The sequence below is a fragment of the Tabrizicola flagellatus genome, from assembly GCF_008271465.1.
GTDB lineage: Bacteria > Pseudomonadota > Alphaproteobacteria > Rhodobacterales > Rhodobacteraceae > Tabrizicola > Tabrizicola flagellata.
In genome coordinates this window covers 197,833-218,401 of the sequence record NZ_VMDU01000002.1, presented here as the reverse complement: position 1 = coordinate 218,401, position 20,569 = coordinate 197,833, and the positions used below count along the sequence as shown (strand labels likewise).

The 20,569-nt window shown below is 70.6% G+C and carries 23 protein-coding genes and 1 riboswitch; of the genes, 17 read left to right on the top strand and 6 right to left on the bottom strand.

The genetic code is table 11. The features are described from left to right. Positions 1 to 4: 4 nt before the first annotated feature. The 7 genes from FL625_RS04180 (at position 5) to FL625_RS04150 (ending at position 5,482) form a co-directional block, all read left to right on the top strand. Positions 5 to 388 (top strand): winged helix-turn-helix domain-containing protein, encoded by a 384-nt coding sequence (locus FL625_RS04180; protein ID WP_149587370.1) that lies wholly within the window; start codon positions 5 to 7, stop codon positions 386 to 388. A gap of 54 nt (positions 389 to 442) precedes the next feature. Beyond that, positions 443 to 1,225 (top strand): molybdate ABC transporter substrate-binding protein, encoded by a 783-nt coding sequence (gene modA, locus FL625_RS04175; protein ID WP_149587369.1) that lies wholly within the window; start codon positions 443 to 445, stop codon positions 1,223 to 1,225. 84 nt (positions 1,226 to 1,309) lie between these two features. Further along, on the top strand, positions 1,310 to 2,575 hold the full coding sequence (locus FL625_RS04170; protein WP_160147726.1) for a glycoside hydrolase family 5 protein: 1,266 nt from the start codon (positions 1,310 to 1,312) through the stop codon (positions 2,573 to 2,575). A 3-nt stretch (positions 2,576 to 2,578) separates the two neighbouring features. Then, positions 2,579 to 3,247, top strand: coding sequence for a molybdate ABC transporter permease subunit (modB, locus tag FL625_RS04165; protein WP_149587367.1), 669 nt, complete (start codon positions 2,579 to 2,581; stop codon positions 3,245 to 3,247). Further along, the gene (modC, locus tag FL625_RS04160; RefSeq protein WP_149587366.1) at positions 3,244 to 4,329 is read left to right on the top strand and encodes a molybdenum ABC transporter ATP-binding protein; all 1,086 of its coding nucleotides are present in this window, start codon (positions 3,244 to 3,246) and stop codon (positions 4,327 to 4,329) included. Before modB ends, modC begins: the two co-directional genes overlap by 4 nt. Then, complete coding sequence (locus FL625_RS04155) at positions 4,322 to 5,113, top strand: sulfite exporter TauE/SafE family protein (RefSeq protein WP_149587365.1); 792 nt, start codon at positions 4,322 to 4,324, stop codon at positions 5,111 to 5,113. Before modC ends, FL625_RS04155 begins: the two co-directional genes overlap by 8 nt. Positions 5,114 to 5,155: 42 nt before the next feature. Beyond that, the gene (locus tag FL625_RS04150) at positions 5,156 to 5,482 is read left to right on the top strand and encodes a YnfA family protein (protein WP_149587364.1); all 327 of its coding nucleotides are present in this window, start codon (positions 5,156 to 5,158) and stop codon (positions 5,480 to 5,482) included. A gap of 5 nt (positions 5,483 to 5,487) precedes the next feature. Here the strand turns inward: FL625_RS04150 and FL625_RS04145 are convergent, their stop codons facing one another. The 5 genes from FL625_RS04145 to cobO all read right to left on the bottom strand — a co-directional run bounded on the left by FL625_RS04145 (position 5,488) and on the right by cobO (position 8,527). Then, positions 5,488 to 6,693 (bottom strand): MFS transporter, encoded by a 1,206-nt coding sequence (locus tag FL625_RS04145; protein ID WP_149587363.1) that lies wholly within the window; start codon positions 6,691 to 6,693, stop codon positions 5,488 to 5,490. 31 nt (positions 6,694 to 6,724) lie between these two features. Beyond that, on the bottom strand, positions 6,725 to 6,922 hold the full coding sequence (locus FL625_RS18215) for a DUF1127 domain-containing protein (RefSeq protein ID WP_200833876.1): 198 nt from the start codon (positions 6,920 to 6,922) through the stop codon (positions 6,725 to 6,727). Between the two features lie 15 nt (positions 6,923 to 6,937). After that, complete coding sequence (locus tag FL625_RS04135; RefSeq protein WP_149587362.1) at positions 6,938 to 7,480, bottom strand: Chromate resistance protein ChrB; 543 nt, start codon at positions 7,478 to 7,480, stop codon at positions 6,938 to 6,940. A gap of 173 nt (positions 7,481 to 7,653) precedes the next feature. Next, positions 7,654 to 7,797, bottom strand: coding sequence for a hypothetical protein (locus FL625_RS18040; protein ID WP_160147725.1), 144 nt, complete (start codon positions 7,795 to 7,797; stop codon positions 7,654 to 7,656). 97 nt (positions 7,798 to 7,894) lie between these two features. Next, positions 7,895 to 8,527, bottom strand: coding sequence for a cob(I)yrinic acid a,c-diamide adenosyltransferase (gene cobO, locus FL625_RS04130; protein ID WP_149587361.1), 633 nt, complete (start codon positions 8,525 to 8,527; stop codon positions 7,895 to 7,897). Between the two features lie 36 nt (positions 8,528 to 8,563). Further along, a riboswitch (cobalamin riboswitch) is annotated at positions 8,564 to 8,764 on the top strand. Between the two features lie 92 nt (positions 8,765 to 8,856). On the opposite strand from cobO, the gene FL625_RS04125 reads away from it, so the two are divergent. The 7 genes from FL625_RS04125 (at position 8,857) to cobJ (ending at position 17,253) form a co-directional block, all read left to right on the top strand. Further along, positions 8,857 to 9,228: a DUF1636 family protein gene (locus FL625_RS04125; protein WP_149587360.1), complete on the top strand. Its 372-nt coding sequence runs from the start codon at positions 8,857 to 8,859 to the stop codon at positions 9,226 to 9,228. Beyond that, positions 9,225 to 10,259, top strand: coding sequence for a cobalamin biosynthesis protein CobW (cobW, locus tag FL625_RS04120; RefSeq protein ID WP_149587359.1), 1,035 nt, complete (start codon positions 9,225 to 9,227; stop codon positions 10,257 to 10,259). Before FL625_RS04125 ends, cobW begins: the two co-directional genes overlap by 4 nt. A 188-nt stretch (positions 10,260 to 10,447) precedes the next feature. Continuing rightward, the gene (gene cobN / locus FL625_RS04115; RefSeq protein ID WP_149587358.1) at positions 10,448 to 13,729 is read left to right on the top strand and encodes a cobaltochelatase subunit CobN; all 3,282 of its coding nucleotides are present in this window, start codon (positions 10,448 to 10,450) and stop codon (positions 13,727 to 13,729) included. Positions 13,730 to 13,871: 142 nt separating this feature from the next. Continuing rightward, a complete protein-coding gene (cobG, locus tag FL625_RS04110) occupies positions 13,872 to 15,062 on the top strand; it encodes a precorrin-3B synthase (protein WP_149587357.1) in 1,191 nt (396 codons plus the stop codon). Beyond that, positions 15,046 to 15,675, top strand: a complete 630-nt coding sequence (locus FL625_RS04105; RefSeq protein ID WP_149587356.1) for a precorrin-8X methylmutase — start codon at positions 15,046 to 15,048, stop codon at positions 15,673 to 15,675. The genes cobG and FL625_RS04105 overlap by 17 nt, the downstream gene beginning before the upstream one ends. A gap of 115 nt (positions 15,676 to 15,790) precedes the next feature. Then, on the top strand, positions 15,791 to 16,522 hold the full coding sequence (locus FL625_RS04100) for a precorrin-2 C(20)-methyltransferase (protein ID WP_149587355.1): 732 nt from the start codon (positions 15,791 to 15,793) through the stop codon (positions 16,520 to 16,522). Then, positions 16,519 to 17,253 (top strand): precorrin-3B C(17)-methyltransferase, encoded by a 735-nt coding sequence (gene cobJ / locus FL625_RS04095; protein ID WP_149587354.1) that lies wholly within the window; start codon positions 16,519 to 16,521, stop codon positions 17,251 to 17,253. The genes FL625_RS04100 and cobJ overlap by 4 nt, the downstream gene beginning before the upstream one ends. A gap of 83 nt (positions 17,254 to 17,336) precedes the next feature. Here cobJ and FL625_RS04090 read toward each other — a convergent pair whose 3' ends face one another. After that, the gene (locus FL625_RS04090) at positions 17,337 to 18,077 is read right to left on the bottom strand and encodes a cobalt-precorrin-6A reductase (RefSeq protein ID WP_149587353.1); all 741 of its coding nucleotides are present in this window, start codon (positions 18,075 to 18,077) and stop codon (positions 17,337 to 17,339) included. Between FL625_RS04090 and cbiE the strand changes: the two genes are divergently transcribed. From cbiE to cobM, 3 genes are all read left to right on the top strand, one after another. Next, positions 18,076 to 19,245: a precorrin-6y C5,15-methyltransferase (decarboxylating) subunit CbiE gene (cbiE, locus tag FL625_RS04085; RefSeq protein ID WP_149587352.1), complete on the top strand. Its 1,170-nt coding sequence runs from the start codon at positions 18,076 to 18,078 to the stop codon at positions 19,243 to 19,245. The genes FL625_RS04090 and cbiE overlap by 2 nt on opposite strands. Further along, a complete protein-coding gene (locus tag FL625_RS04080; RefSeq protein ID WP_149587697.1) occupies positions 19,242 to 19,601 on the top strand; it encodes a cobalamin biosynthesis protein in 360 nt (119 codons plus the stop codon). The genes cbiE and FL625_RS04080 overlap by 4 nt, the downstream gene beginning before the upstream one ends. 184 nt (positions 19,602 to 19,785) lie before the next feature. After that, positions 19,786 to 20,568: a precorrin-4 C(11)-methyltransferase gene (gene cobM / locus FL625_RS04075; protein ID WP_149587351.1), complete on the top strand. Its 783-nt coding sequence runs from the start codon at positions 19,786 to 19,788 to the stop codon at positions 20,566 to 20,568. Position 20,569: the final 1 nt, after the last annotated feature.

Below are 20,569 nucleotides of genomic sequence, written 5' to 3'. Positions count from 1 at the left end.
AGGCATGGCCGACAAGCTACCCCATCCATCGCTCTTCCTCCGCATCCGCTTTGGCGGCGACGACATGATCGGCCCCGGCAAGGCCGCGCTTCTGGACCGCATCGCCGCCACCGGCTCGATCGCCGCCGCCGCCCGCGACCTGGGGATGAGCTACAAGCGCGCCTGGATGCTGATCGAGACGCTTAACGCCATGTTCGACAGCCCGCTGGTCGAATCCTCGCGCGGGGGCACGGGCAAGGGCGGCGCAGTGCTGACCGACCGGGGCCGCGAAGTGCTGGCCGAATTCCGCGCGGTCGAACAAGCAGCGGCGGCCCATGCCGCTCCGCACCTGACCCGCCTGCAAGGCTGGCTGCGCAGCCCCGAAGAAAAGATGCGACCAAAGGATTGACGCACGCACCGGCTTCACGCGATATGTTTGAAGAAACATATCGAAGGAGCCCCCATGATCCCCCGCCGTCTTGCCCTGGCCCTCGGCCTTCTTGCGCCGCTCGCCCTGACGCTGCCGGCTGCTGCCGAGGACCCCCCGGTGATCGCCGCCGCCGCCGACCTGCAGTTCGCCGTGACCGAGATCGCCGCCGCCTTCACTGCCGAGACCGGGAAGGAGGTGAAGCTGTCCTTCGGCTCGACAGGCAACTTCGCCACCCAGATCCGCGAAGGCGCGCCGTTCCAGATGTTCATGGCCGCCGATGAGAAGTTCATCGCCGAACTCCACGCCGAGGGCCTGACCCGCGACGAGGGCACGCTTTACGCCGAAGGCCGGATCGTGCTGATGGCCCCGCACGGCTCGGCCCTGAAGCCGGACGAAGCGATGGACAACCTCGCCGCGCTGATCGACGCCGGCAAGCTGACCAGGTTCGCCATCGCCAACCCCGAACATGCGCCCTACGGCCTGCGCGCCATGGAGGCGCTTCAGCACCGCGGGCTGTGGGAGAAGATCCAGCCCTATCTCGTGCTGGGCGAGAACGTCGCCCAGACCGCGCAGTTCGCGCTGTCGGGCAATGCCGAGGGCGGGATCATCGCCCTGTCGCTCGCCCGCGCGCCCGAGGTGGCAGCACAGGGCGAATTCGCGCTTATCTCGCACGACTGGCACGAACCCCTGTTGCAGCGCATGGTGCTGCTCAAGAACGCCGGCCCCGTGGCGGAAGAATTCTACGCCTATGTCCAGTCGCACAAGGCACGCGAGGTCATGGTGAAATACGGCTTCATCCTGCCGGATGGCACCTGACCGCCGGCACCGGACCGGATGGCTTGTTCCGACCTGGCGGCGGCCTACTCTTCCCCGCGGTCGCAACCGCAAGAGACACGATCCATGCTGACCCACCTCTCCGCCCGTCTCGCTCCTGCCCTTGCCCTCCTCGGCCTGGCTTTCCCAGCGCTGGCCGAGCCGCCGAAGCTGTCGAAGGGGATCGCCACCGACATCTGGGTGGAATGGCACCGGGTGGGCGAATATCTCGCCGATCCGGCGCTGCGCTCGCCCTATCCCGACTGGCCGCAGCATGTGTCGGATGCGCGGCTGGCACAGCTTCGGGCCGAAGGCTTCGATTTCGTGCGCATGCCCGTGGATCCCGAGCCGATGCTGCTGCTAGACCCCGGCCCCACGCGCGACGCCATGATCGCCGAGATCGTCGCCCGCGTCCGGCAGCTGCATGCCGCCGGGCTGACGGTGATCGTCGATCTGCACACCATCCCGCGCAGCGAGTCCGGCGGGATCGACCGGATCGTCGGCAACCCAGGCACCTGGGCCTTCTATCTCGACCTCGTCGATGCGGTGGGCCGCGCCCTGACCGATGCCGGGCTCGACCCCGCCCGCACCCTGTTCGAGCCGATCAACGAACCCACCAACGACTGCACCGCGATCTGGGAGGGCAAGGGCCCCGCCGCCTGGCCGGCCATGCTGGCCGAGATGCACGCCGTCGCCCGTGCCGCAGCACCCGATCTGACGCTGGTCCTGTCGGGCGCCTGCTGGGGCGGGGTCGAGGGGCTTGAGGCGCTGGACCCCGCCGCCATCGCCGACGACAACGTGATCTGGAGCTTTCACAGCTATCAGCCCTACACCTTCACCCATCAGGGCGCCGACTGGTCCGAGGACCGCGTGGCCTTCCTCAGCGACCTGCCCTATCCGCCGTCGAGGCTGAAACCCGAGGCGCTGGAGCCGCTCGCCGACGCTGCGGTCGCCCGCGCGGCCGAGGCCTGGCAATGGTTCGCGCGCGACTTCACGCGGCAGGATTATGTCGCCGCGCTCGAGGAATACCGCAGCCTGCCCGAGGACTTCGGCGTGCAGGAAATCCAGCGTGCCGCAGCCTGGGCAAAGGCGCATGGCATCCCGACCTCGCGCCTGCTGATGGGCGAGTTCGGCACCATCGGCGGGCAAGACAGCAAGGCGCGGGTGCGGGCCGAGGACCGCTGGCAGCTTCTGGCCGACAAGCGCCGCGCCGCCGAAGAGGTCGGCATCGCCTGGTCGGTCTGGTCCTGGATCTCGGACTTCGGCATCGCCACCGGCCCGGACCGGACCATCGACCCCGGCGCCTGCGCGGCGCTGGGCCTGACGGGCTGCGCGGCACCTACAGGAAACTGACCCATGGACTGGACCGCGCTCACACTCTCGCTGGAGCTTTCCGCCTGGACGGTGGCGATCCTGTTGCCGGTCTCGGTCCTCGCCGGCCGCTGGCTCGCCTATGGCCGGTTCCGGGGCAAGGGCGCGGTCGAGGCGCTGGTGATGCTGCCGCTTGTCCTGCCGCCCACAGTCTTCGGCTTCTACCTGCTGGTGGCCTTCGGGCGGAACTCTCCGGTGGGCGCCTTCTGGCAGGAAACCTTCGGACACCAGTTGGTCTTTACCTTCGAGGGCCTGGTGGTCGCCTCGGTCATCTTCAACCTGCCCTTTGCGATCCAGCCCGCCCAGCGCGGCTTCGAGGCGATTGCAGTCGAGTTGCGCGAGGCCGCCGCGACTTGCGGCATGTCGCCCCTGCGCAGCTTGTGGAAGGTGGAACTGCCGCTCGCCTGGCCGGGGCTGATGACCGCCATGGTCCTGACCTTCGCCCATACGCTGGGCGAATTCGGCATCGTGTTGATGGTCGGCGGGTCCATTCCCGGCGAGACCAAGACCATCGCCATCGCCATCTACGACCGGGTGCAGGGCTTCGACATGCGGGGCGCCGGCATGATGTCGGCGGCGCTGGTCGCCATCTCCTTCTCGGCCATCGCCATCACCTACGCGCTTTCGGCGCGCATCGGGCGGAGGCTGGCATGACGCTGGAAGTCGCCCTTCGGGCCGAGGCGCCGATCCCGCTGGACGTGGCCTTCGCGGTGGCGCCGGGCGAGCTTCTGGCGCTGGTAGGCCATTCCGGGTCGGGCAAGACCACCATCCTGCGCAGCATCGCCGGGCTGTGGCGGCCGACCACGGCAAGGGTCGCGGTGGACGGGGAAACCTGGCTCGACACCGGATCCGGCATCGCCCTGCCCACCCATCGCCGCCATGTCGGCGTGGTGTTCCAGAACTACGCGCTTTTCCCGCACATGACGGCGGCGCAGAACGTCCTGGCCGCCATGGACCGCCCCGACCCGGCCGAGGCCGCGCGGCTTCTGGACCTCGTGAACCTCCACGGCCTGTCCGACCGCAAGCCCGCGCAACTGTCGGGCGGCCAGCAGCAGCGCGTGGCCCTGGCCCGCGCGCTGGCGCGGAAACCTTCGGCGCTTCTCCTGGACGAACCCTTCTCGGCCGTGGACCGGGCGACGCGGGAACGGCTGCATGCCGAGATCCTTGCCCTGCGCGGGCATCTGAAGATGCCGGTGGTGCTGGTCACCCACGACATGAACGAGGCGCAGCTGCTGGCCGACCGGATGCTGGTGATCGAAAAGGGCCGCGTCGTGAGGGAAGGCACCACCGCAGCCGTGATGGCCGACCCGGACGCCCTGCGGGCCATGGGCATCCGCGAGGTCGCGGCCCTGCTGCCCGCAACCGTCGAGGGCGCGGAAGAGGACGGCCTGACCCGCCTGACCACCGCCGCCGGGCCGCTTTACCTGCCCGGCATCGACAGCCCGCCCGGCACCAGGGTCAGGGTGCGGATCATGGCGCATGAGGTGATCCTGTCCCGCTGCCGGCCCGAGGGCCTCTCGGCGCAGAACATCCTGCCCTGCACCGTCTCCGCGATCCGCGCGGGGGAGGGTCCCGGCGTCATGGTCCACCTTGCCGTGGGGGATGACGAGATCCTCGCCCGCATCACCCGCCGCGCGGCTGGGCAACTCGACCTGCGCCCCGGCGACGCGGCCCATGCCGTGCTGAAGTCGATGTCGGTCGCGCGCGATCATATCGCGGGCGCGACCCATGACTGACCCGCGCCGGAGCCTGCCCGCCGCCTTCGCCGCCGGCGCCGGGGTTGGCAGCCTCGGGGGGCTGATCGGCCTCGGCGGGGCCGAGTTCCGCCTGCCGCTGCTCCTCGGCCTGTTCCGCTTTCCGCCGCTCGAGGCCGTGATCCTGAACAAGGCCACCAGCCTTGTCGTCGTCGCCGCCGCCCTGCCCTTCCGCGCCGGCACTGTCCCCTTCGCCGAAATCGCCGCGCACTGGCCGATGATCCTGAACCTTCTGGCCGGCAGCCTTGCCGGGGCCTGGGCCGGGGCGGGCTGGGCCACGCGGCTGTCCTCGACCACGCTCTACAAGGTCATCGCCGCGCTTCTCGTCCTGATCGCCGCCGCGCTTCTGATCGGCCACGACGCCGAAGGCGCGGGCCCCGCCCTGACCGGCCCGGCGCAGATCGTCGCGGGCGTCGCGGCGGGCTTCGGGATCGGGGTCGTCGCCTCGCTGATGGGGGTGGCGGGCGGAGAGCTGCTGATCCCCACCCTGATCCTCCTCTTCGGGGCGGATGTGAAACTCGCCGGCTCGCTCTCGCTGGCCGTCAGCCTGCCGACCATGCTGATGGGCTTCGCCCGCTATTCCCGCGACGAAAGCTTTGCGACGCTGGCCCGCAACGGCCGCTTCGTCCTGGTCATGGCGGCGGGGTCGATCCTCGGCGCCTTCCTCGGCGGGCAGCTTCTGGGGGTGGTGCCCGGAAGCCTTCTTCTGCCCATGCTTGCGGCAATCCTCGTGATTTCCGCCGTGAAAGTCTGGCGCCATGGCTGAAACGGAATTGCCTTTGCGCCCGACTTCTGGCCAAGTCAGCCCATGCAGAACGCCCTGATCTTCGCCGCCGCCGCCTTTTTCGAGATCGCCGGATGCTTTGCCGTCTGGGGCTGGTGGCGGCTGGACAAACCCGCGCTCTGGCTGATCCCCGCCGCGGTCTGCCTTGGCCTCTTCGCCTGGCTCCTGACCTTCGTCGATGTGGAACATGCCGGCCGCGCCTATGCGATCTATGGCGGGATCTACATCGTCGCCTCGCTCGCCTGGCTCTGGGCGGTGGAAGGCACCCGGCCCGACCGCTGGGACACGATCGGATCGGCCATCTGCATCATCGGCGCGGCGGTCATCCTCTACGGCCCCCGCCAGGTCTGACCCTCTCAGGCCAGTCGCCCGCGCAAGGGCAGCAGGCCCAGCGCCGCGACCAGCGCGAAGCCCGCACCCGCAAGGAAGGTCGCCTCCGACCCCAGCCCCTGCCACAACGCCCCCGCGATCACGCTGGCCAGAAGCAGCGCCGCGCCCGTCACCAGGTTGAACATGCCGAAGGCCGTGCCGCGCAGTTCCGCCGGCACCGCCTCGGCCACCAGCGCCGACAGCAGGCCCTGCGTCAGCCCCATGTGCAGCCCCCAGAGCGCGATCCCCAGGGCAAGGCCCGCGAAGCCGGGCGCCAGCGCCAGCACCAGATCGGCCGCGATCAAGAGCGCCAGCCCCGCCATGAGAAGGACAGGCCGACTCATCCGGTCCGACAGCACCCCCGCCGGCCAGGCCGAAACCGCATAGACCGCGTTCATCCCCACCAGCACCAGCGGCACCAGCATCAGCGACAGCCCAACCTCCTCGGCGCGCAGGATCAGGAAGGCCTCGGAAAACCGCGCCAGGGTGAAGACCGTGGCCACCGCCACCACTGCCCAGTAGGTGCCGCCCAGAAGCCGCAGTTCGGCCCGAGCCAGCGGATTGCGAACCTTGCGCAGCCCCTCGGGCCGGGCGGGCTCCTTCACGGCGAACAGGATCAGCCCCAGCGCGAGGAAGGCCGGGATGACGGCAACCCAGAACACCGACCGGAAGTCGTTCGCAAAGGCCCACATCAGCGCGATGGCCATGAGCGGCCCGAGGAAGGCGCCGAAGGTGTCCAGCGACTGCCGCAGCCCGAATGCCGCGCCGCGCCGCCCCTCGGGCGCAAGGTCGGCCACCAGCGCGTCGCGTGGCGCGCCGCGGATGCCCTTGCCCACCCGGTCGATGAACCGCGCCGCCACCACCCAGCCCAGCGAGGGCGCCAGGGGAAAGACGGGCTTGGTCAGCGCCGCCATCCCGTAGCCCAGCGCCGCCAGTTCCTTCCGCCGGCCGATCCGGTCGGACAGCGCGCCGGAAAAGACCTTGGTGATTGCCGCCGTGGCCTCGGCGATGCCCTCGATCACCCCAACCGCCAGGGCCGAGGCGCCCAGCCCGACCGTCAGATAGACTGGCAGAAGCGCGTGGATCATCTCGGACGAGACATCCATCAGCATCGACACGAAGCCCAGCGCCCAGATCCCGGCGGGCAGTCCCCGCCAGAGCGAGGCGGCCTTGGTCCCTGTGGTTCCTGTCATCGCGGGTCTCCGTCGAGGCGTGTCCTGGGGGTCAGTCGTGCCGCCGGGCTTCGGCGTCAGCCTCGGCGCGGGTCAGGCCGATGTCCCTCAGCATCCGGTCGTCCAGCCGCGCCAGGGCGGCGCGCTGGCGTTGCCGGTCGGCCCGGATCATCAGCTGCGACGGACCGGCCGGCAGATGCTCGGGCGGGAAATGCGGGAAGAAGGCAGTCAGGGGTCTGGTCCGGGTCATGCGGATGCTCCTCGCTCAGTCGCTTTCGCCCTTGGCGTCGAAGACGCGGCGGGCATAGTCGTCTAGCACCGCCTCGCAGCCCTTGAGCCGCCTCCGCGCCTCCTCGGCGCGGTCGGCGCCGTAGAAGTCCAGCTTGCCGATCCGGTCCAGCCAGCCCTGCAGCTTCTTCAGGTCGGCGTCGTTCTCTTCCAGTTCGGCATAGCTGTAGTGGCCGGCGGTGATCTCCTTGGCCACCTCGCGTTCGAAATCGTCGCACTTGTCGATGAACTCGGCATAGGCCTCGTCGCGGTCGGCCTTGAACCGGCCGACGACCCGCGCCTCCTGCGCGGCATCCAGCGCAATGGTCTGCAACAGCACCGCCTCGCCGCCGGCCTCGGCGATGTCGTTCTCGATCATCTTCAGCCGGCGCAGATGGTCGTCGGTGCGCGGCAGGACGCAGACCCCGTTCTGCAGATAGACCGCGCCCATGCCCTTCAGCTTGCGCCAGATGGCAATGCGCCTTGCCGAGGGTTCGGCAGGCACCTTGTAGGTCAGGAGAAGCCAGGCAAGCTCGGTCATGCGGACAAAGCTATAGTAACGACGGTTACATCTCAAGTGTCCACCTGCATCACTTCGCGCAACAACGACCCGTCCGGGCCACAGGCCGGGGATCTGATCTTTTTCCTTCGGAAGGTCGGCCGGCCTTCGGCGGGATGCCGCCGATGGCCAGCCTTGCGGGAGGACCGGGCCGCTCAGAACAACCCGTCGCCGCCCTTGTCCTGTTCCACGACCTCGTCGGCGACCACGGCCGCCGCGCCCCCCACCACCAGCGGCGCGCAGCCCGAGGCGAGAAGCCCCGCCATCAGAACCGCCAGTCCAAGCCAGGGTTTCCGCATCTTTCCGCCTCCTGCCATATCCTTGCCAAATCCCTAACGTCCGCGACCAACCTTTTGATCTTTTTGGCGTATCTGCTTTTGTCCACCGTGGACAGGGTCAGAACTCCACACCCGGCTGGCCCTTGATGCCGGCCCGGAACGGATGCTTGATCAGGGTCATCTCGGTGACCAGATCCGCCGCCTCGATCAGCTCGTCCTTCGCATTCCGCCCGGTCAGGACGACATGGGTCAAGGGGGGTTTTTCCGATCTCAGGAACGCCAGCACCTCGCCGATGTCGAGGTAGTCGTAGCGCAGCGCGATATTGATCTCGTCCAACAACACCATCCTGATTTCCGGGTTCCGGATCAGTTCCTTCGCCTTCTCCCACCCCGCCCTTGCGGCGGCGATGTCGCGGGCCTTGTCCTGCGTCTCCCAGGTGAAGCCTTCGCCCATCGCGTGAAACTGGCAGAGGTCGGCGAAATGGGTGGTCAGCAGCCGCCGCTCGCCGGTATCCCAGGCGCCCTTGATGAACTGCACGACCGCGCAGGGCATCCCATGCGCGATGCAGCGCAGGATCATCCCGAATCCGCTAGAGGACTTGCCCTTCCCTGCCCCGGTATGGACGATGACCAGACCCTTCTCCCCCTCCTTCCCCGCCATGATCCTGTCCCGCGCGGCCTTCTTCTTGGCCATCTTCTGCGCGTGGCGGGCCAGGTCATCGGGGGTGGTGGTCGCAACAGGGTCGGTCATGGTCGGTCCTATCCTTGACAAGGTGGGGGTGCTTGCCTCAGGTGGGCTGGCGCTGGTTCCTGTTTATGACAGGCGAAGAGGGAATGCGACAGGCCGGAAGTGACCTGGAAGCAGCCGCCCCCGCGACCGTGACCGGAGAGGTCCCATGGCCACTGGCGGCAGCCGGGAAGGCGGGGGCCGTGGGGCAGATGCCCCGTATCCGCAAGCCGGGAGACCTGCCAGCGCGGAAGGCAACCGGCGGACGGGGTGTTCCGCGACCGGTGATCGGCGGCCCCAGGTATCGGGCGGCCCCTCGCTGGCCCACCCCTTTCGCCTTTGGATAGGCAATGATGGGCACGACCCTTTTCGTCTGCATCACCTGCAAGGCCGGCCAGCCGGTCCCCGAGGGCGCACAGCCCCCCGGTGCGCTGCTTCATGCCGCCCTGACCGCCGGTCCCGCACCCGAAGGCGTCCGCATCGTGGGCGTCGAGTGCCTGTCCGCCTGCAACACCGGCTGCGCCGTCTCGCTGACCAGGCCCGGCGCATGGTCCTATGTCTATGGCCGGCTGACGCTTGACGACGTGCCGGCAATCCTGGAAGGCGCCGGGAAATACGCCGCCACCACGGACGGCATCGTCCCCTGGCGCGACCGCCCGACCGTCTTCCGCAAGCAGAGCATCGCCCGCATCCCCCCTCACCCCCTGCCAGAGGCCGCCGAATGACCGACCTGACCAAAATCCCCGTGACAGTGATCACCGGCTTCCTGGGCGCGGGAAAGACCACGCTGATCCGCCACCTGATGCGGAACCCGCAAGGCAAGCGCCTCGCGATCCTGGTCAACGAGTTCGGCACCGTGGGCGTGGACGGCGAGATCCTGAAATCCTGCGCGGACGAGAACTGCCCCGTCGAGAACATCGTGGAGCTTGCCAACGGTTGCATCTGCTGCACTGTCGCCGACGATTTCATCCCGACGATCGAACAGCTGATGGCCATGCCGCAGCGCCCCGACCACATCCTGATCGAGACCTCGGGTCTTGCCCTGCCGAAGCCCCTTCTGAAAGCCTTCGACTGGCCCGCGATCCGCAGCCGGATCACGGTGGACGGCGTCATCGCGCTGGCCGATGCCGAGGCTGTCGCTGCCGGCCGCTTCGCCCCGGATGTGCAGGCCGTGGAGGCCCAGCGCTCGGCCGATGCATCGCTCGACCACGAGACGCCGCTGTCGGAGGTCTTCGAGGACCAGATCTTGTGTGCCGACCTGATCCTTCTGTCGAAGGCCGACCTTGCCGGGGACGCGGGGCTCGCGGCCGCTAAAGAGGTCATCAGCGCCGAGATGACCCGCCCCGTCCCCATGCTGCCGATGACCGACGGCGTGATCGACCCGCGCGTTATCCTGGGGCTGAACGCCGCCGCCGAGGACGACCTCGCCGCCCGCCCCTCGCACCACGACGGGGCCGACGACCACGAGCATGACGATTTCGACAGCGTCGTCATCGACCTGCCCGAGGTCACCGACCCCGAGGCCCTGTCCGCCGCCATCGTCCGGCTGGCCGAGGAGTTGAAGATCCTCCGCGTCAAGGGCCATGTCGCGGTCGCGGGCAAGCCGATGCGGATGCTGGTCCAGGCTGTCGGCGCCCGCGTCCGCATGCAATACGACCGCCCCTGGGGCACCGAACCGCGCCGGTCGCAGCTGGTCGTGATCGCCGAACACGACGACATCGATGAACCCGCGATCCGCAAGGTCCTGGGGGCCTGACACGATGGCTCTGCCCAACATCGCGTGCAAATCTGACCGCGACCGGCACGCGGGGGTGGGGGCGATATATCGCGCCCGCCCCCCGGGGGCGGGTCGGGCGCGGTCAGATTTGCTTTGGGCAAATCTGACAAGGGAAGGCAACGGCTCCGTCCAGGCCACTTTCGACCCGTGGATGACGAGGGGCTGACATGCACGTCGTCTTCCGCGAAAGCCACGGGCTTGAGGAAACCGAGACCCCCTTCGACCTCGGCCAGGACCCGGCCGACCTGGTGGTGCTTTCCTTCTCCGACAGCGACCTCGGGGCCTTCACGGCGGGCTATGAGCGCGCCCGCGGGGCGGGTTTCCAACCCAGCGTCCGCCTCGCCAATCTCATCGCGCTGAAGCACCCGATCTCGGTCGACACCTACGCGGAACGCACCCTCTCCGGCGCCAGGGCCATCCTCGTCCGCCTGATCGGGGGCGAGGCCTACTGGCCCTACGGCCTCGCCACGCTACAGGACCTCGCCCGCCGCACCGGCACGGCGCTGGCCATCCTCCCCGCCGACGGTCGCCCCGACCCGCGCCTCGACGAGCTGTCCACGCTCCCCGTCTCCACCCTCCGCCGGTTGCAGGCGCTGTGTGACGAGGGGGGCGCGGTGGCCGCCCATGCCGCGCTGGCGCAGCTGGCGCTGGCCGCCGGCATCTACGCCGCGCCGGTGATGGGCGACAAGACCGTACCGCAGATGGGGTTCTACGATCCCGAGCGCGGGGTCATTCCCGTGCCGGAAGCCCCCCTCACCCCTCCCCTCCCCACGGCGGGGGAGGGGGGGCTGCCCGGAAAGGGCACCGTCCTCGTCACCTTCTACCGCAGCTACCTGACCTCCGGCGACACCGGCCCTGTGGACGCCCTGATCCATGCCCTCCGCGCGGAAGGCTTCGCCGCCCATGGCGCCTTCGCCCCCAGCCTCAAGGCTCCGGGCGTCGCGGACTGGCTGTCCGCCCATCTCGCCGCAAACCCATCCATGGCCATCGTGAACGCCACCGCCTTCTCCGCCAAGGCCGACGACGGCGCGACCCCCTTCGATGCCGCCACCTGTCCGGTCTTCCAGGTCGCCCTCTCCACCGCCCGCCGCCGCGACTGGGCGGCCTCTGACCGGGGCCTGTCGCCCGCCGACCTGGCCATGCACGTCGTCCTGCCGGAAGTCGACGGCCGTCTCTTCGCCGGCATCGTCAGCCACAAGTCCCCCGGCAAACGCCACCCGGACCTGCAATTCTCCCGCTTCGCTCACCGCGCCGACGCGGCCCGAATCGCTGCCGTCGTGGGCCGCGTCAGCCGCTGGCACCGCCTGGCCACCACTCCCGCGCCGGACCGCCAGCTGGCCGTCATCCTCTCCACCTACCCCGGCCGCCCGCACCAGATGGCCCATGCCGTCGGCCTCGACGCGCTGGCCTCCACCGACCGCCTTCTGGAAACCCTCGCCGCCGAGGGCTACCGGATCGCCAATGGCGCACCGCTGACCGAGGCCCTGACGGAAACCCTCGCCTGGCCCGTTGCCGACTATCTCGCGGCCCTCGAAACCCTCCCCGAGCCGCTTCGCACCGACCTTCACGAGGCCTGGGGCGACCCCGCCTCCGACCCCTCGGTCCGCGACGGCCAGTTCCGCTTCCCCGCCACCCGGCGCGGCCATGCGCTGATCGCGCTGCAACCCGAACGCGGCGAGGTCGCCAGCCGCGACAGCGACTATCACGACCTCTCCCGCACCCCGCGCCATGCCTATGTCGCCTTCTACCTCTGGCTCCGACGCCAAGGCCTCCACGCGCTGATCCACATGGGCGCGCACGGCACGCTGGAATGGCTGCCGGGCAAGTCCGTCGCCCTTTCCGACACCTGCTGGCCCGAGGCGCTGATCGGCCCCACCCCGGTCATCTACCCCTTCATCGTCAACGACCCCGGCGAGGCCGCCCAGGCCAAGCGCCGTATTGGCGCCGTCACCCTCGGCCACCTGCCGCCGCCGCTCACCACGGCCCAGGTCCCGCCCGAACTCCAACGCCTCGAACGCCTCCTCGACGAATACTCCACAGCCGACGGCCTCGACCCCGCCCGCCGCCGCCGCCTGATCGAGACGATCCGCGACGAGGCCGCCGCCTCCGGCGTCGCCGCCGACCTCGGCCTGTCCGCCAGCGCCACCCCGGCCGAGGCGATCACCCGGATCGACCGCTTCGTCTGCGACCTGAAGGAAAGCCAGTTCGGCCAAGGTCTCCACATCTTCGGCGACGGCCAAGGCGAGACCCAGGGCCTCCTCACCGCCCTCAACGGCCAGCGCGTCGCGCCCGGGCCCGCCGGCTCTCCCCACCGGGGCCGCAGCGACGTGCTGCCCACTGGGCGCAACCTCTTCTCCGTCGATCCCCGCGCCGTCCCCTCGCGCAATGCCCATGCCCAGGGCGTCAAGCTGGCCGAGGAACTGATCCGCCGCCACCTGCAGGACCACGGCGACTACCCGCGCGGGCTGGTCGTCGACCTCTGGGGAAGCGCCACGATGCGCACGGCGGGCGAGGAATTCGCCATGGCCCTGCACCTCGCCGGCCTTGCGCCGAAATGGGACGACGGCTCCGCCCGCGTCTCCGGCTTCGAGATCCTTCCCCTCGCCCTCCTCGGCCGCCCCCGCATCGACGTCACTCTCCGCGTCTCCGGCCTGTTCCGCGACGTGTTCCCGACGCTCGCCCAGCTATTCGAGGCCGGCGCCGAAGCCCTCAGCCAACGCGACGAAGCGCCCGAGGACAACCCCTACACCACAAGGCAATCCCGCGTCTTCGGCCCGAGACCCGGCCTCTACGGCCTCGGCATGGGAACCGCCGCCGACACCTTCACCGACGAGGCCCTCCAGGCCGCCGGCGAAGCCTGGCTCAACGCCTCCTCCTGGGCCATCGGCCCGGACGGCCAGTCGCACGAGGCCCGCGCGGCCCTCGAACAGCGCGTCCTTGCGTCAGACAGCTTCGTCCACGCCCAGGACCTCCCCGAAACCGATGTCCTGATCGCCGCCGACTACGCCGCGCACGAGGCCGGCTTCGCCGCCGCCGTGGCCAGGCTGGGCGGCGCGAAACCAACCCTCTACCACCTCGACGCGACCCGCCCGGACACGCCCCACGCGCGCACCCTCACCGAGGAAATCGCCCGCGTCGTCCGCGCCCGGGCCGCCAACCCGGCTTGGGCCGAAGGCATGATGCACCACGGCTTCCGGGGCGGGGCCGAAATCGCCGCCACTCTCGACCACATGGCGGCCTTCGCGCATCTGGCCCAGGTCGTCCCCCCGCACCTCTTCGACCTCTACCACGAGGCCACCCTGGGCCGCGACGAGGTCCGCGACTTCCTCCAACGCGAAAACCCGCAGGCCCTCGCCGCGATGGAAGACCTCTTCCGCCGCCTCCGCGACGCCGGCCTCTGGCAGACCCGCCGCAACTCCATTGCAGCCCGGCTGGACGGTGCCGCATGACCCGGCCATTTCATCTGTCTGCAAATATCCCTGCCGGAGGCCACCCGAGCCGGTTGCGCGCCCTTCGCGCGCAGAGGCGAGACAAAAGGCGCGCGCGGAACGCGCTCCTTTCAACACCCGTGCAGACCCTGGGGGCCGCCGCATGACCGCCTGGGAGATCAAGGGCTGGTGCCCCGGAGCCCTCCGCCCCATGCCCTCCGGCGACGGCCTCGTCGTGCGCATCCGTCCGCCGATGGGCCGCCTGACCCCGGCGCAGGCCGCAGCCATAGCGACAGCGTCCGAAACCCATGGCAATGGCATCATCGACCTCTCCGCCCGCGCCAACCTGCAACTGCGCGGCGTGACCGAGGCCTCGCATCCGCGCCTCATCGACGACCTCCGCGCCCATGGCCTGATCGACCCCGACATCGAGACCGAAACCCTCCGCAACCTCATCGTCACGCCCTTCCGCGAGACCGAAGGTGCAGGAGAGACGCCAAAATCTTTCGGACGAAAGATTTTGGCCGAGACCGACAGCCTCACCGCCACCCTCACCGCCGCCCTCGCCCAGATGCCGAAACTTCCGGCCAAATTCGGCTTCGCGCTGGACACCGGCCCCCGCCCGGTTCTGACCGGGGCCTCCGCCGACATTCGCGTCGAACGCAGCGCGGACGGCAGCCTGATCCTTCGCCCCGACGGCCACCCCTCCGGCCAGCCCGTCACCGACCTTGCCACAGACGCCATCGCCATGGCCGACTGGTTCGTCGCCAGCGGCGGCATCGCCAATGGCCGGGGGCGCATGGCCGCTCTCGTCGCCCGGGGCATCGTCCCCTCCGGTTGCACCCTTGCCCCCGCCGAGCCGCTCCCGACGCCCGGCCCCGGTCTCCACCCGGACGGCGCCCTCGTCGCCCTCGCCTTCGGCCAGATGCGCGCCGAAACGCTGCACGCCCTCGCCGCCCTTGGCCACGAGATCCGCCCGACACCCTGGCGCATGCTGTTCGTTGTCGGCGCACCGACACTGCCGGCCATCCCGGGCGTCATCACCGCACCCGCAGACCCGATCCTGCGGATCACCGCATGCACCGGTGCCCCCGCCTGCCCGCAGGCGCTTGGCGATACGCGCCGGCTTGCCCGCCAGCTTGCCCCGCACCTGGTGCCCGGCCAGACCCTCCACATCTCCGGCTGCGCCAAGGGTTGCGCCCATCCCGGCCCCGCGCCCCTGACAATCACCGCCACCGGCAAGGGCTACGACCTGATCCGGAACGGAACCGCCCATGACACGCCAAGCCTGACGGGCCTCTCCCGGCAGGCAATCCTCGACCACCTGAAGGCCCCGCATGCCCCACCTCTATGAAACCGATGGCGCCGCGATCTACCGGCAGAGCTTCGCCATGATCCGGGCCGAGGCCGACCTCGCCCGGTTCACGCCCGAAGAGGAAATTGTCGCCGTCCGCATGATCCATGCCGCCGGGATGGTGGAGCTTGCCCCGCACATCCGCTTCACCCCCGGCATGGCGATAGCCGCGCGCGCCGCACTCGAAGACGGCGCGCCCATCCTCTGTGACGCCCGGATGGTCAGCGAGGGTATCACCCGCGCCCGCCTGCCCAGGGACAACGCGGTGATCTGCACGCTGCACGACCCTCAGGTCCCGGCTCTGGCAAAGGAAATGGGCAACACCCGCTCCGCCGCCGCGCTGGAACTCTGGCGTCCGCACCTGGCGGGGTCCGTCGTCGCCATCGGCAACGCGCCCACGGCGCTGTTCCACCTCTTGAACATGCTGGAAGACCCCGCCTGCCCCCGCCCCGCCGCGATCATCGGCTGCCCGGTGGGCTTCGTCGGCGCCGCCGAGTCGAAGGACGCGCTGATGGAAGCACCCCCGGCCCCCAGCCTTATCGTCAAGGGACGCCTCGGTGGCAGCGCGATCACCGTGGCAGCCGTCAACGCGCTTGCCTCCCGTAAGGAATGACCATGGCCCCGCCGGTTCCACTGTCCCGTGATCTGCCCGTTCCGCCCTTGCCCTCCCCCTCGTGGGGAGGGGAGGGGGGTGGGGGGCGCCCGACGAAGATCGAAAGGGGCGCGCCATGGGCCGCGTGATCTGCGCCGGGCTCGGCCCCGGCGACCCGGACCTGATGAGCCTCAAGGCCGCCCGCACCATCGGCGCGGCGAAACATGTCGCCTATTTCCGCAAGGAGGGCCGTGCCGGGCAGGCGCGCCGGATCGTCGAGGGGATGCTTCCCCCGGACGCCGTGGAATACCCGATGGAATATCCGGTCACCACGGAACTGCCCTTCGACAGCCCGGGCTACATCGACGCGCTGGCGCATTTCTATGACGACTGGGCGAACCGCCTCGCGGCGCTGGCCGAGACCGAGGATGTCGTCGTTCTCTGCGAGGGCGACCCCTTCTTCTACGGCAGCTTCATGCACCTCCATTCCCGCCTGCAAGGCCGGGTGCCCGTGGAGGTGATCCCCGGCATCACCGGCATGACCGGATGCTGGACCGCCACCGACATGCCGATCACCTGGGGCGACGACGTGCTGACCGTGCTCATGGCCACGCTGCCCGAGGACGACCTCGTCCGCCACATGGAACAGGCGGACGCGCTGGTCATCATGAAGACCGGCCGCAACCTGCCCCGCGTCCGCCGCGCGCTGGAGCGGGCGGGGCGGCTCGACCGGGCCTGGCTCGTCGAACGCGGCACCATGCCGAACCAGCGCGTCGCGCGCCTCGCCGACGTAGATCCGAATGATTGCCCCTATTTCGCGATCGTCCTCGTCCACGGCCACGGCCGCCGCCCGGAGCTGCCGGAATGAGCGGCTGGCTGGCCATCGCGGGCCTCGGCCCCGGCGACGACCGGCTGGTCACGCCCGAGGTCTCGGCCGCCCTGGCCGAGGCGACGGATGTTGTCGGTTACATCCCCTATGTCGCCCGCGTCGCCCCACGCGACGGACTGACGCTGCACCCGTCCGACAACCGCGTCGAACTCGACCGCGCCCGCGCTGCCTTGCAGATGGCCGCCGAGGGGCGCCGCGTCGTCGTCGTCTCCTCCGGCGATCCGGGCGTCTTCGCGATGGCCTCGGCCGTGTTCGAGGCGCTGGAGGGCCGCGCGGACTGGCAGGCGCTGGACATCCGCGTCCTGCCTGGCATCACCGCCATGCTCGCCGCCGCCGCCGCCGCCGGGGCCCCCCTGGGCCACGATTTCTGCTGCATCAACCTGTCCGACAACCTGAAGCCCTGGGAGGTGATCGAGACCCGCCTCCGCCACGCCGCCCGCGCCGATTTCGCGATGGCCTTCTACAACCCTCGTTCGGCCAGCCGCCCGGAAGGGTTCGTGAAAGCCCTCGCCACCCTGCGCGAGGAATGCGGGCCGGACCGCCTTGTCACCTTCGCCCGTGCCGTCTCCACGCCCGACCAGCGCCTGACCACCGTCACCCTGGGCGAAGCGACACCCGAGATGGCCGACATGCGCACCGTGGTCATCCTCGGCAATTCCGCCACCCGCCGCGTCGGGCCGTGGGTCTACTCCCCCCGGAGCGTGAAATGAGCGCCGAAACCCTCGTCGTTCCCTTCGGTTCCTCCTCGGAGCACCCCCGCGAGGAGTGCCCGAAGGGCTCGACGAGCCGCCCGCTAGAGCCACGCCATGACTTCGGCCACCGTCCGCGCCACCGGGCGGTCGGGCACCCAGGGCCGGTCGATCAGGATGACCGGCAAGCCCAGATCCCGCGCGGCGACAAGCTTGGCCTCGGCCCCCGCGCCGCCCGCGTTCTTGGCCACGATCACCTCGATCCGGTGGTCCGAGAGCAGCGCCCGGTCGCCCGCCACCGTGAAGGGCCCCCGCGCGATCACCGCCTCGGCCAGGGGCAGGGGCAGCGGTTCGGTCGGCGGGTCCACCAGCCGCAAGAGGTAATGGTGCTGCGGCGCCGCCGCGAAGGCGTCAAGGGTCTGGCGACCGATGGCAAGGAACACCCGTTGCGGGGCCTGTCCGAGGGCCGCAACCGCCCCGGCAGGGTCGGGGACATGGGTCCAGCGGTCGCCCTCGCCGGCCTGCCAGGGCTCGCGCTCCAGCGCGATCAGCGGGGTTTGCGTCGCCGCGCAGGCTTTCACCGCATTCCGGCTCATCTGTGCCGCGAAGGGGTGGGTCGCATCGACCAGATGCGTGATGCCCTCGGCGCGGAGATAGGCCGCCAGCCCCTCGGCCCCGCCGAAGCCACCGATACGGACGGGCAGGGGCTGCGCCACCGGGGACCCGGTCCGTCCGGCGTAGGAATAGACCGCCTCCACCCCGGCCTCGGCCAGCGCGCGGGCCATGGCGGCGGCCTCGGTGGTGCCGCCGAGGAGAAGGACGCGCGGCGGAAGGAGGGGGGTCATGGCTGATCCCTGGCTGACGATCATCGGTCTGGGCGAGGATGGACCGCAGAGCCTGTCGACCGCAAGCCGCGCCTCCCTGGCAGGGGCCGAGGTCGTCTTCGGCGGCCCGCGGCATCTGGCGCTGGTCGAGGCGGGGGAGAGGGGCCGACCCTGGCCCGTGCCCTTCGACATCGCCCCGGTGCTGGAGCATCGCGGGCGACGGGTGGTCGTCCTCGCCTCGGGCGATCCGTTCTGGTTCGGGGCGGGCGGCAGCCTGATGGCGCATCTCGCCCCCGGCGACTGGGTGTCGCATCCCGCGCCGTCCAGCTTCCAGCTGGCGGCGAACCGGCTGGGCTGGCGGCTGGAGGAGGTGCAGTGCCTTGGCCTGCACGCGTCACCCTTCGACCGGCTGCGCCCGGTGCTGGGGCGGGGGGTTCGGGCAATCTGCACCCTGCGCGATGGGGCGGCGGTGGCCGAGCTTGCGGCCTGGCTGGCGGCGAACGGGCATCCGAATGCGCGGCTGACCGTGCTGGAGCGGCTGGGCGGTCCGCTGGAGCGGATAAGCCGGGGACTGCCGGATGGCCCCATAGGTGCCCCGGTCTCGGCGGCCATCGAGGCCACCGATCCCGGGCTGCCGCGGGCCGGCGGCCTGCCCGATGCCCTGTTTGACCATGACGGCCAGATCACCAAGCGCCCGGTCCGCGCGCTGACCCTGTCTGCCCTGGCGCCGAGGGTGGGCGAGTTGCTCTGGGACATCGGAGCGGGCTCGGGGTCGGTCGGCATCGAGTGGCTGCTGGCCGGAGGCGCGCGGGTCGAGGCGCTGGAGGCCGATCCGGCGCGGGCCGAGCGCGCCCGGGGCAATGTCGCGGCCTTCGGCCTGTCGCACCGCCACCGGCTGACCGAGGCCCGTGCGCCCGAGGGGCTGGAGCGCCTGCCGCCGCCCGATGCGGTCTTTGTCGGCGGCGGGGCGTCCGAGGCCTTGCTGGCCCGGCTGTGGGAGGTGATGCCCGAGGGTGCCCGGCTGGTCCTGAACGCGGTGACGCTGGAGACCGAGGCGCTGGTCCTCGACTGGTCGGCGCGGGTGGGCGGCAATCTCCTGCGTGTCGAGCTGTCCGAACCCGCCGCCATCGGGCGCAAGCGCGGCTGGCGCGCGGCGCTGCCGATCCTGCAATGGAGCGTCGTGCGATGATCGTGGCGGGCTTCGGGTTCCGGTCGGGGGCAAGTGGTGCGGCGCTGCGCGAGGCGTTGGCCCGCGCGGGGGGGGCTGCGGGCGTGACGCATCTGGCGACGGTGCAGGGCAAGGCAGGGGGGCTGGCGGATCTGGGCCGGGAGCTGGGGCTGCCCGTGATCGCGGTGCCGGACGCGGCGTTGCGCGGCCAGGAGACGGTGACGCAGTCGCAGCGGGTGGCGGCGCGGTTCGGGACCGGCTCGCTGGCCGAGGCGGCGGCGCTTGCGGCGGCGGGGCCGGGCGCGCGACTGCGGGGGCCGCGGGCGGTGTCCGCAGACGGGATGGCGACGGCGGCGATTGCCGAGGGCGCGGCATGAGACACGGGAGCCGAATGGAGCGCCTTGCGGCGCAAGCCTGTGTCTCGCCTCTGCGCGGCCCGGGGGCCGCGCAACCGGCTCGGCCGCGACATGGTATGCTCGAACCAGTGGCGCAAACCATGTCGCACCTCCGGCGGGAGTATTTGGGTAAAGGGCAAATGCCGGGGCAAGCGAGGGTTTTGACATGACCGTCCATTTCATCGGGGCGGGGCCGGGGGCGGCGGATCTGCTGACGATCCGGGGGCGCGACCTGATCGCGGCCTCGCCCGTCTGTCTGTATGCCGGGTCGCTGGTGCCGGAAGGGGTGCTGGCGCATTGTCCGCCCGGCTGCCGGATCGTTAACACCGCGCCGCTGTCGCTGGACGAGATCATGGCGGAGATCGCCACGGCGCATGCGGCGGGGCTGGACGTGGCGCGGCTGCATTCGGGGGATCTGTCGGTCTGGTCGGCGATGGGCGAGCAGCTGCGGCGCCTGCGGGACCTGGGCATCCCCTATGACGTGACGCCGGGGGTGCCGTCCTTTGCCGCCGCCGCCGCCGCGCTGGGGGCAGAGCTGACGCTGCCCGGGCTGGCGCAGTCCGTCGTGCTGACCCGGACCTCGGGCCGCGCCTCGCCGATGCCCGAGGGCGAGAGCCTGGAGGCCTTCGCCCGCACCGGGGCGACGCTGGCGATCCATCTGTCGGTGCATGTGTTGGGCGATGTGGTGGCGCGGCTGATGCCCATCTGCGGGCCGGATTGTCCGGTGGCGGTGGTGTTCCGCGCCTCCTGGCCCGAGGAGAGGGTGCTGCGGGCGACGCTGGCCACGCTGGATGCCTCGGTCGGCGAGGGCGAGCGGACGGCGCTGATCCTGGTCGGGCGAGCGCTGGCGCAGGAGGGGTTCGCGGAAAGCCGGCTTTACGCGGGCGACTACGACCGGCGCTATCGTCCCGTGGGCACCGATCCGCGGTTTCCGGAGACGGGGCGGTGAT

What these genes read in the sequence shown, in the direction of transcription:
- FL625_RS04100 (WP_149587355.1), top strand. Translation starts at nt 15,791, where the DNA reads ATGGGCCGCGTGATCTGCGCCGGGCTCGGCCCCGGCGACCCGGACCTG.
- FL625_RS04180 (WP_149587370.1), top strand. Translation starts at nt 5, where the DNA reads ATGGCCGACAAGCTACCCCATCCATCGCTCTTCCTCCGCATCCGCTTT.
- cobN (WP_149587358.1), top strand. Translation starts at nt 10,448, where the DNA reads ATGCACGTCGTCTTCCGCGAAAGCCACGGGCTTGAGGAAACCGAGACC.
- FL625_RS18040 (WP_160147725.1), bottom strand. Translation starts at nt 7,797, where the DNA reads ATGCGGAAACCCTGGCTTGGACTGGCGGTTCTGATGGCGGGGCTTCTC.
- cbiE (WP_149587352.1), top strand. Translation starts at nt 18,076, where the DNA reads ATGGCTGATCCCTGGCTGACGATCATCGGTCTGGGCGAGGATGGACCG.
- modA (WP_149587369.1), top strand. Translation starts at nt 443, where the DNA reads ATGATCCCCCGCCGTCTTGCCCTGGCCCTCGGCCTTCTTGCGCCGCTC.
- FL625_RS04105 (WP_149587356.1), top strand. Translation starts at nt 15,046, where the DNA reads ATGCCCCACCTCTATGAAACCGATGGCGCCGCGATCTACCGGCAGAGC.
- FL625_RS18215 (WP_200833876.1), bottom strand. Translation starts at nt 6,922, where the DNA reads ATGACCCGGACCAGACCCCTGACTGCCTTCTTCCCGCATTTCCCGCCC.
- cobM (WP_149587351.1), top strand. Translation starts at nt 19,786, where the DNA reads ATGACCGTCCATTTCATCGGGGCGGGGCCGGGGGCGGCGGATCTGCTG.
- cobW (WP_149587359.1), top strand. Translation starts at nt 9,225, where the DNA reads ATGACCGACCTGACCAAAATCCCCGTGACAGTGATCACCGGCTTCCTG.
- cobO (WP_149587361.1), bottom strand. Translation starts at nt 8,527, where the DNA reads ATGACCGACCCTGTTGCGACCACCACCCCCGATGACCTGGCCCGCCAC.
- FL625_RS04135 (WP_149587362.1), bottom strand. Translation starts at nt 7,480, where the DNA reads ATGACCGAGCTTGCCTGGCTTCTCCTGACCTACAAGGTGCCTGCCGAA.
- modC (WP_149587366.1), top strand. Translation starts at nt 3,244, where the DNA reads ATGACGCTGGAAGTCGCCCTTCGGGCCGAGGCGCCGATCCCGCTGGAC.
- FL625_RS04170 (WP_160147726.1), top strand. Translation starts at nt 1,310, where the DNA reads ATGCTGACCCACCTCTCCGCCCGTCTCGCTCCTGCCCTTGCCCTCCTC.
- FL625_RS04150 (WP_149587364.1), top strand. Translation starts at nt 5,156, where the DNA reads ATGCAGAACGCCCTGATCTTCGCCGCCGCCGCCTTTTTCGAGATCGCC.
- modB (WP_149587367.1), top strand. Translation starts at nt 2,579, where the DNA reads ATGGACTGGACCGCGCTCACACTCTCGCTGGAGCTTTCCGCCTGGACG.
- FL625_RS04080 (WP_149587697.1), top strand. Translation starts at nt 19,242, where the DNA reads ATGATCGTGGCGGGCTTCGGGTTCCGGTCGGGGGCAAGTGGTGCGGCG.
- FL625_RS04090 (WP_149587353.1), bottom strand. Translation starts at nt 18,077, where the DNA reads ATGACCCCCCTCCTTCCGCCGCGCGTCCTTCTCCTCGGCGGCACCACC.
- FL625_RS04125 (WP_149587360.1), top strand. Translation starts at nt 8,857, where the DNA reads ATGGGCACGACCCTTTTCGTCTGCATCACCTGCAAGGCCGGCCAGCCG.
- FL625_RS04155 (WP_149587365.1), top strand. Translation starts at nt 4,322, where the DNA reads ATGACTGACCCGCGCCGGAGCCTGCCCGCCGCCTTCGCCGCCGGCGCC.
- cobJ (WP_149587354.1), top strand. Translation starts at nt 16,519, where the DNA reads ATGAGCGGCTGGCTGGCCATCGCGGGCCTCGGCCCCGGCGACGACCGG.
- FL625_RS04145 (WP_149587363.1), bottom strand. Translation starts at nt 6,693, where the DNA reads ATGACAGGAACCACAGGGACCAAGGCCGCCTCGCTCTGGCGGGGACTG.
- cobG (WP_149587357.1), top strand. Translation starts at nt 13,872, where the DNA reads ATGACCGCCTGGGAGATCAAGGGCTGGTGCCCCGGAGCCCTCCGCCCC.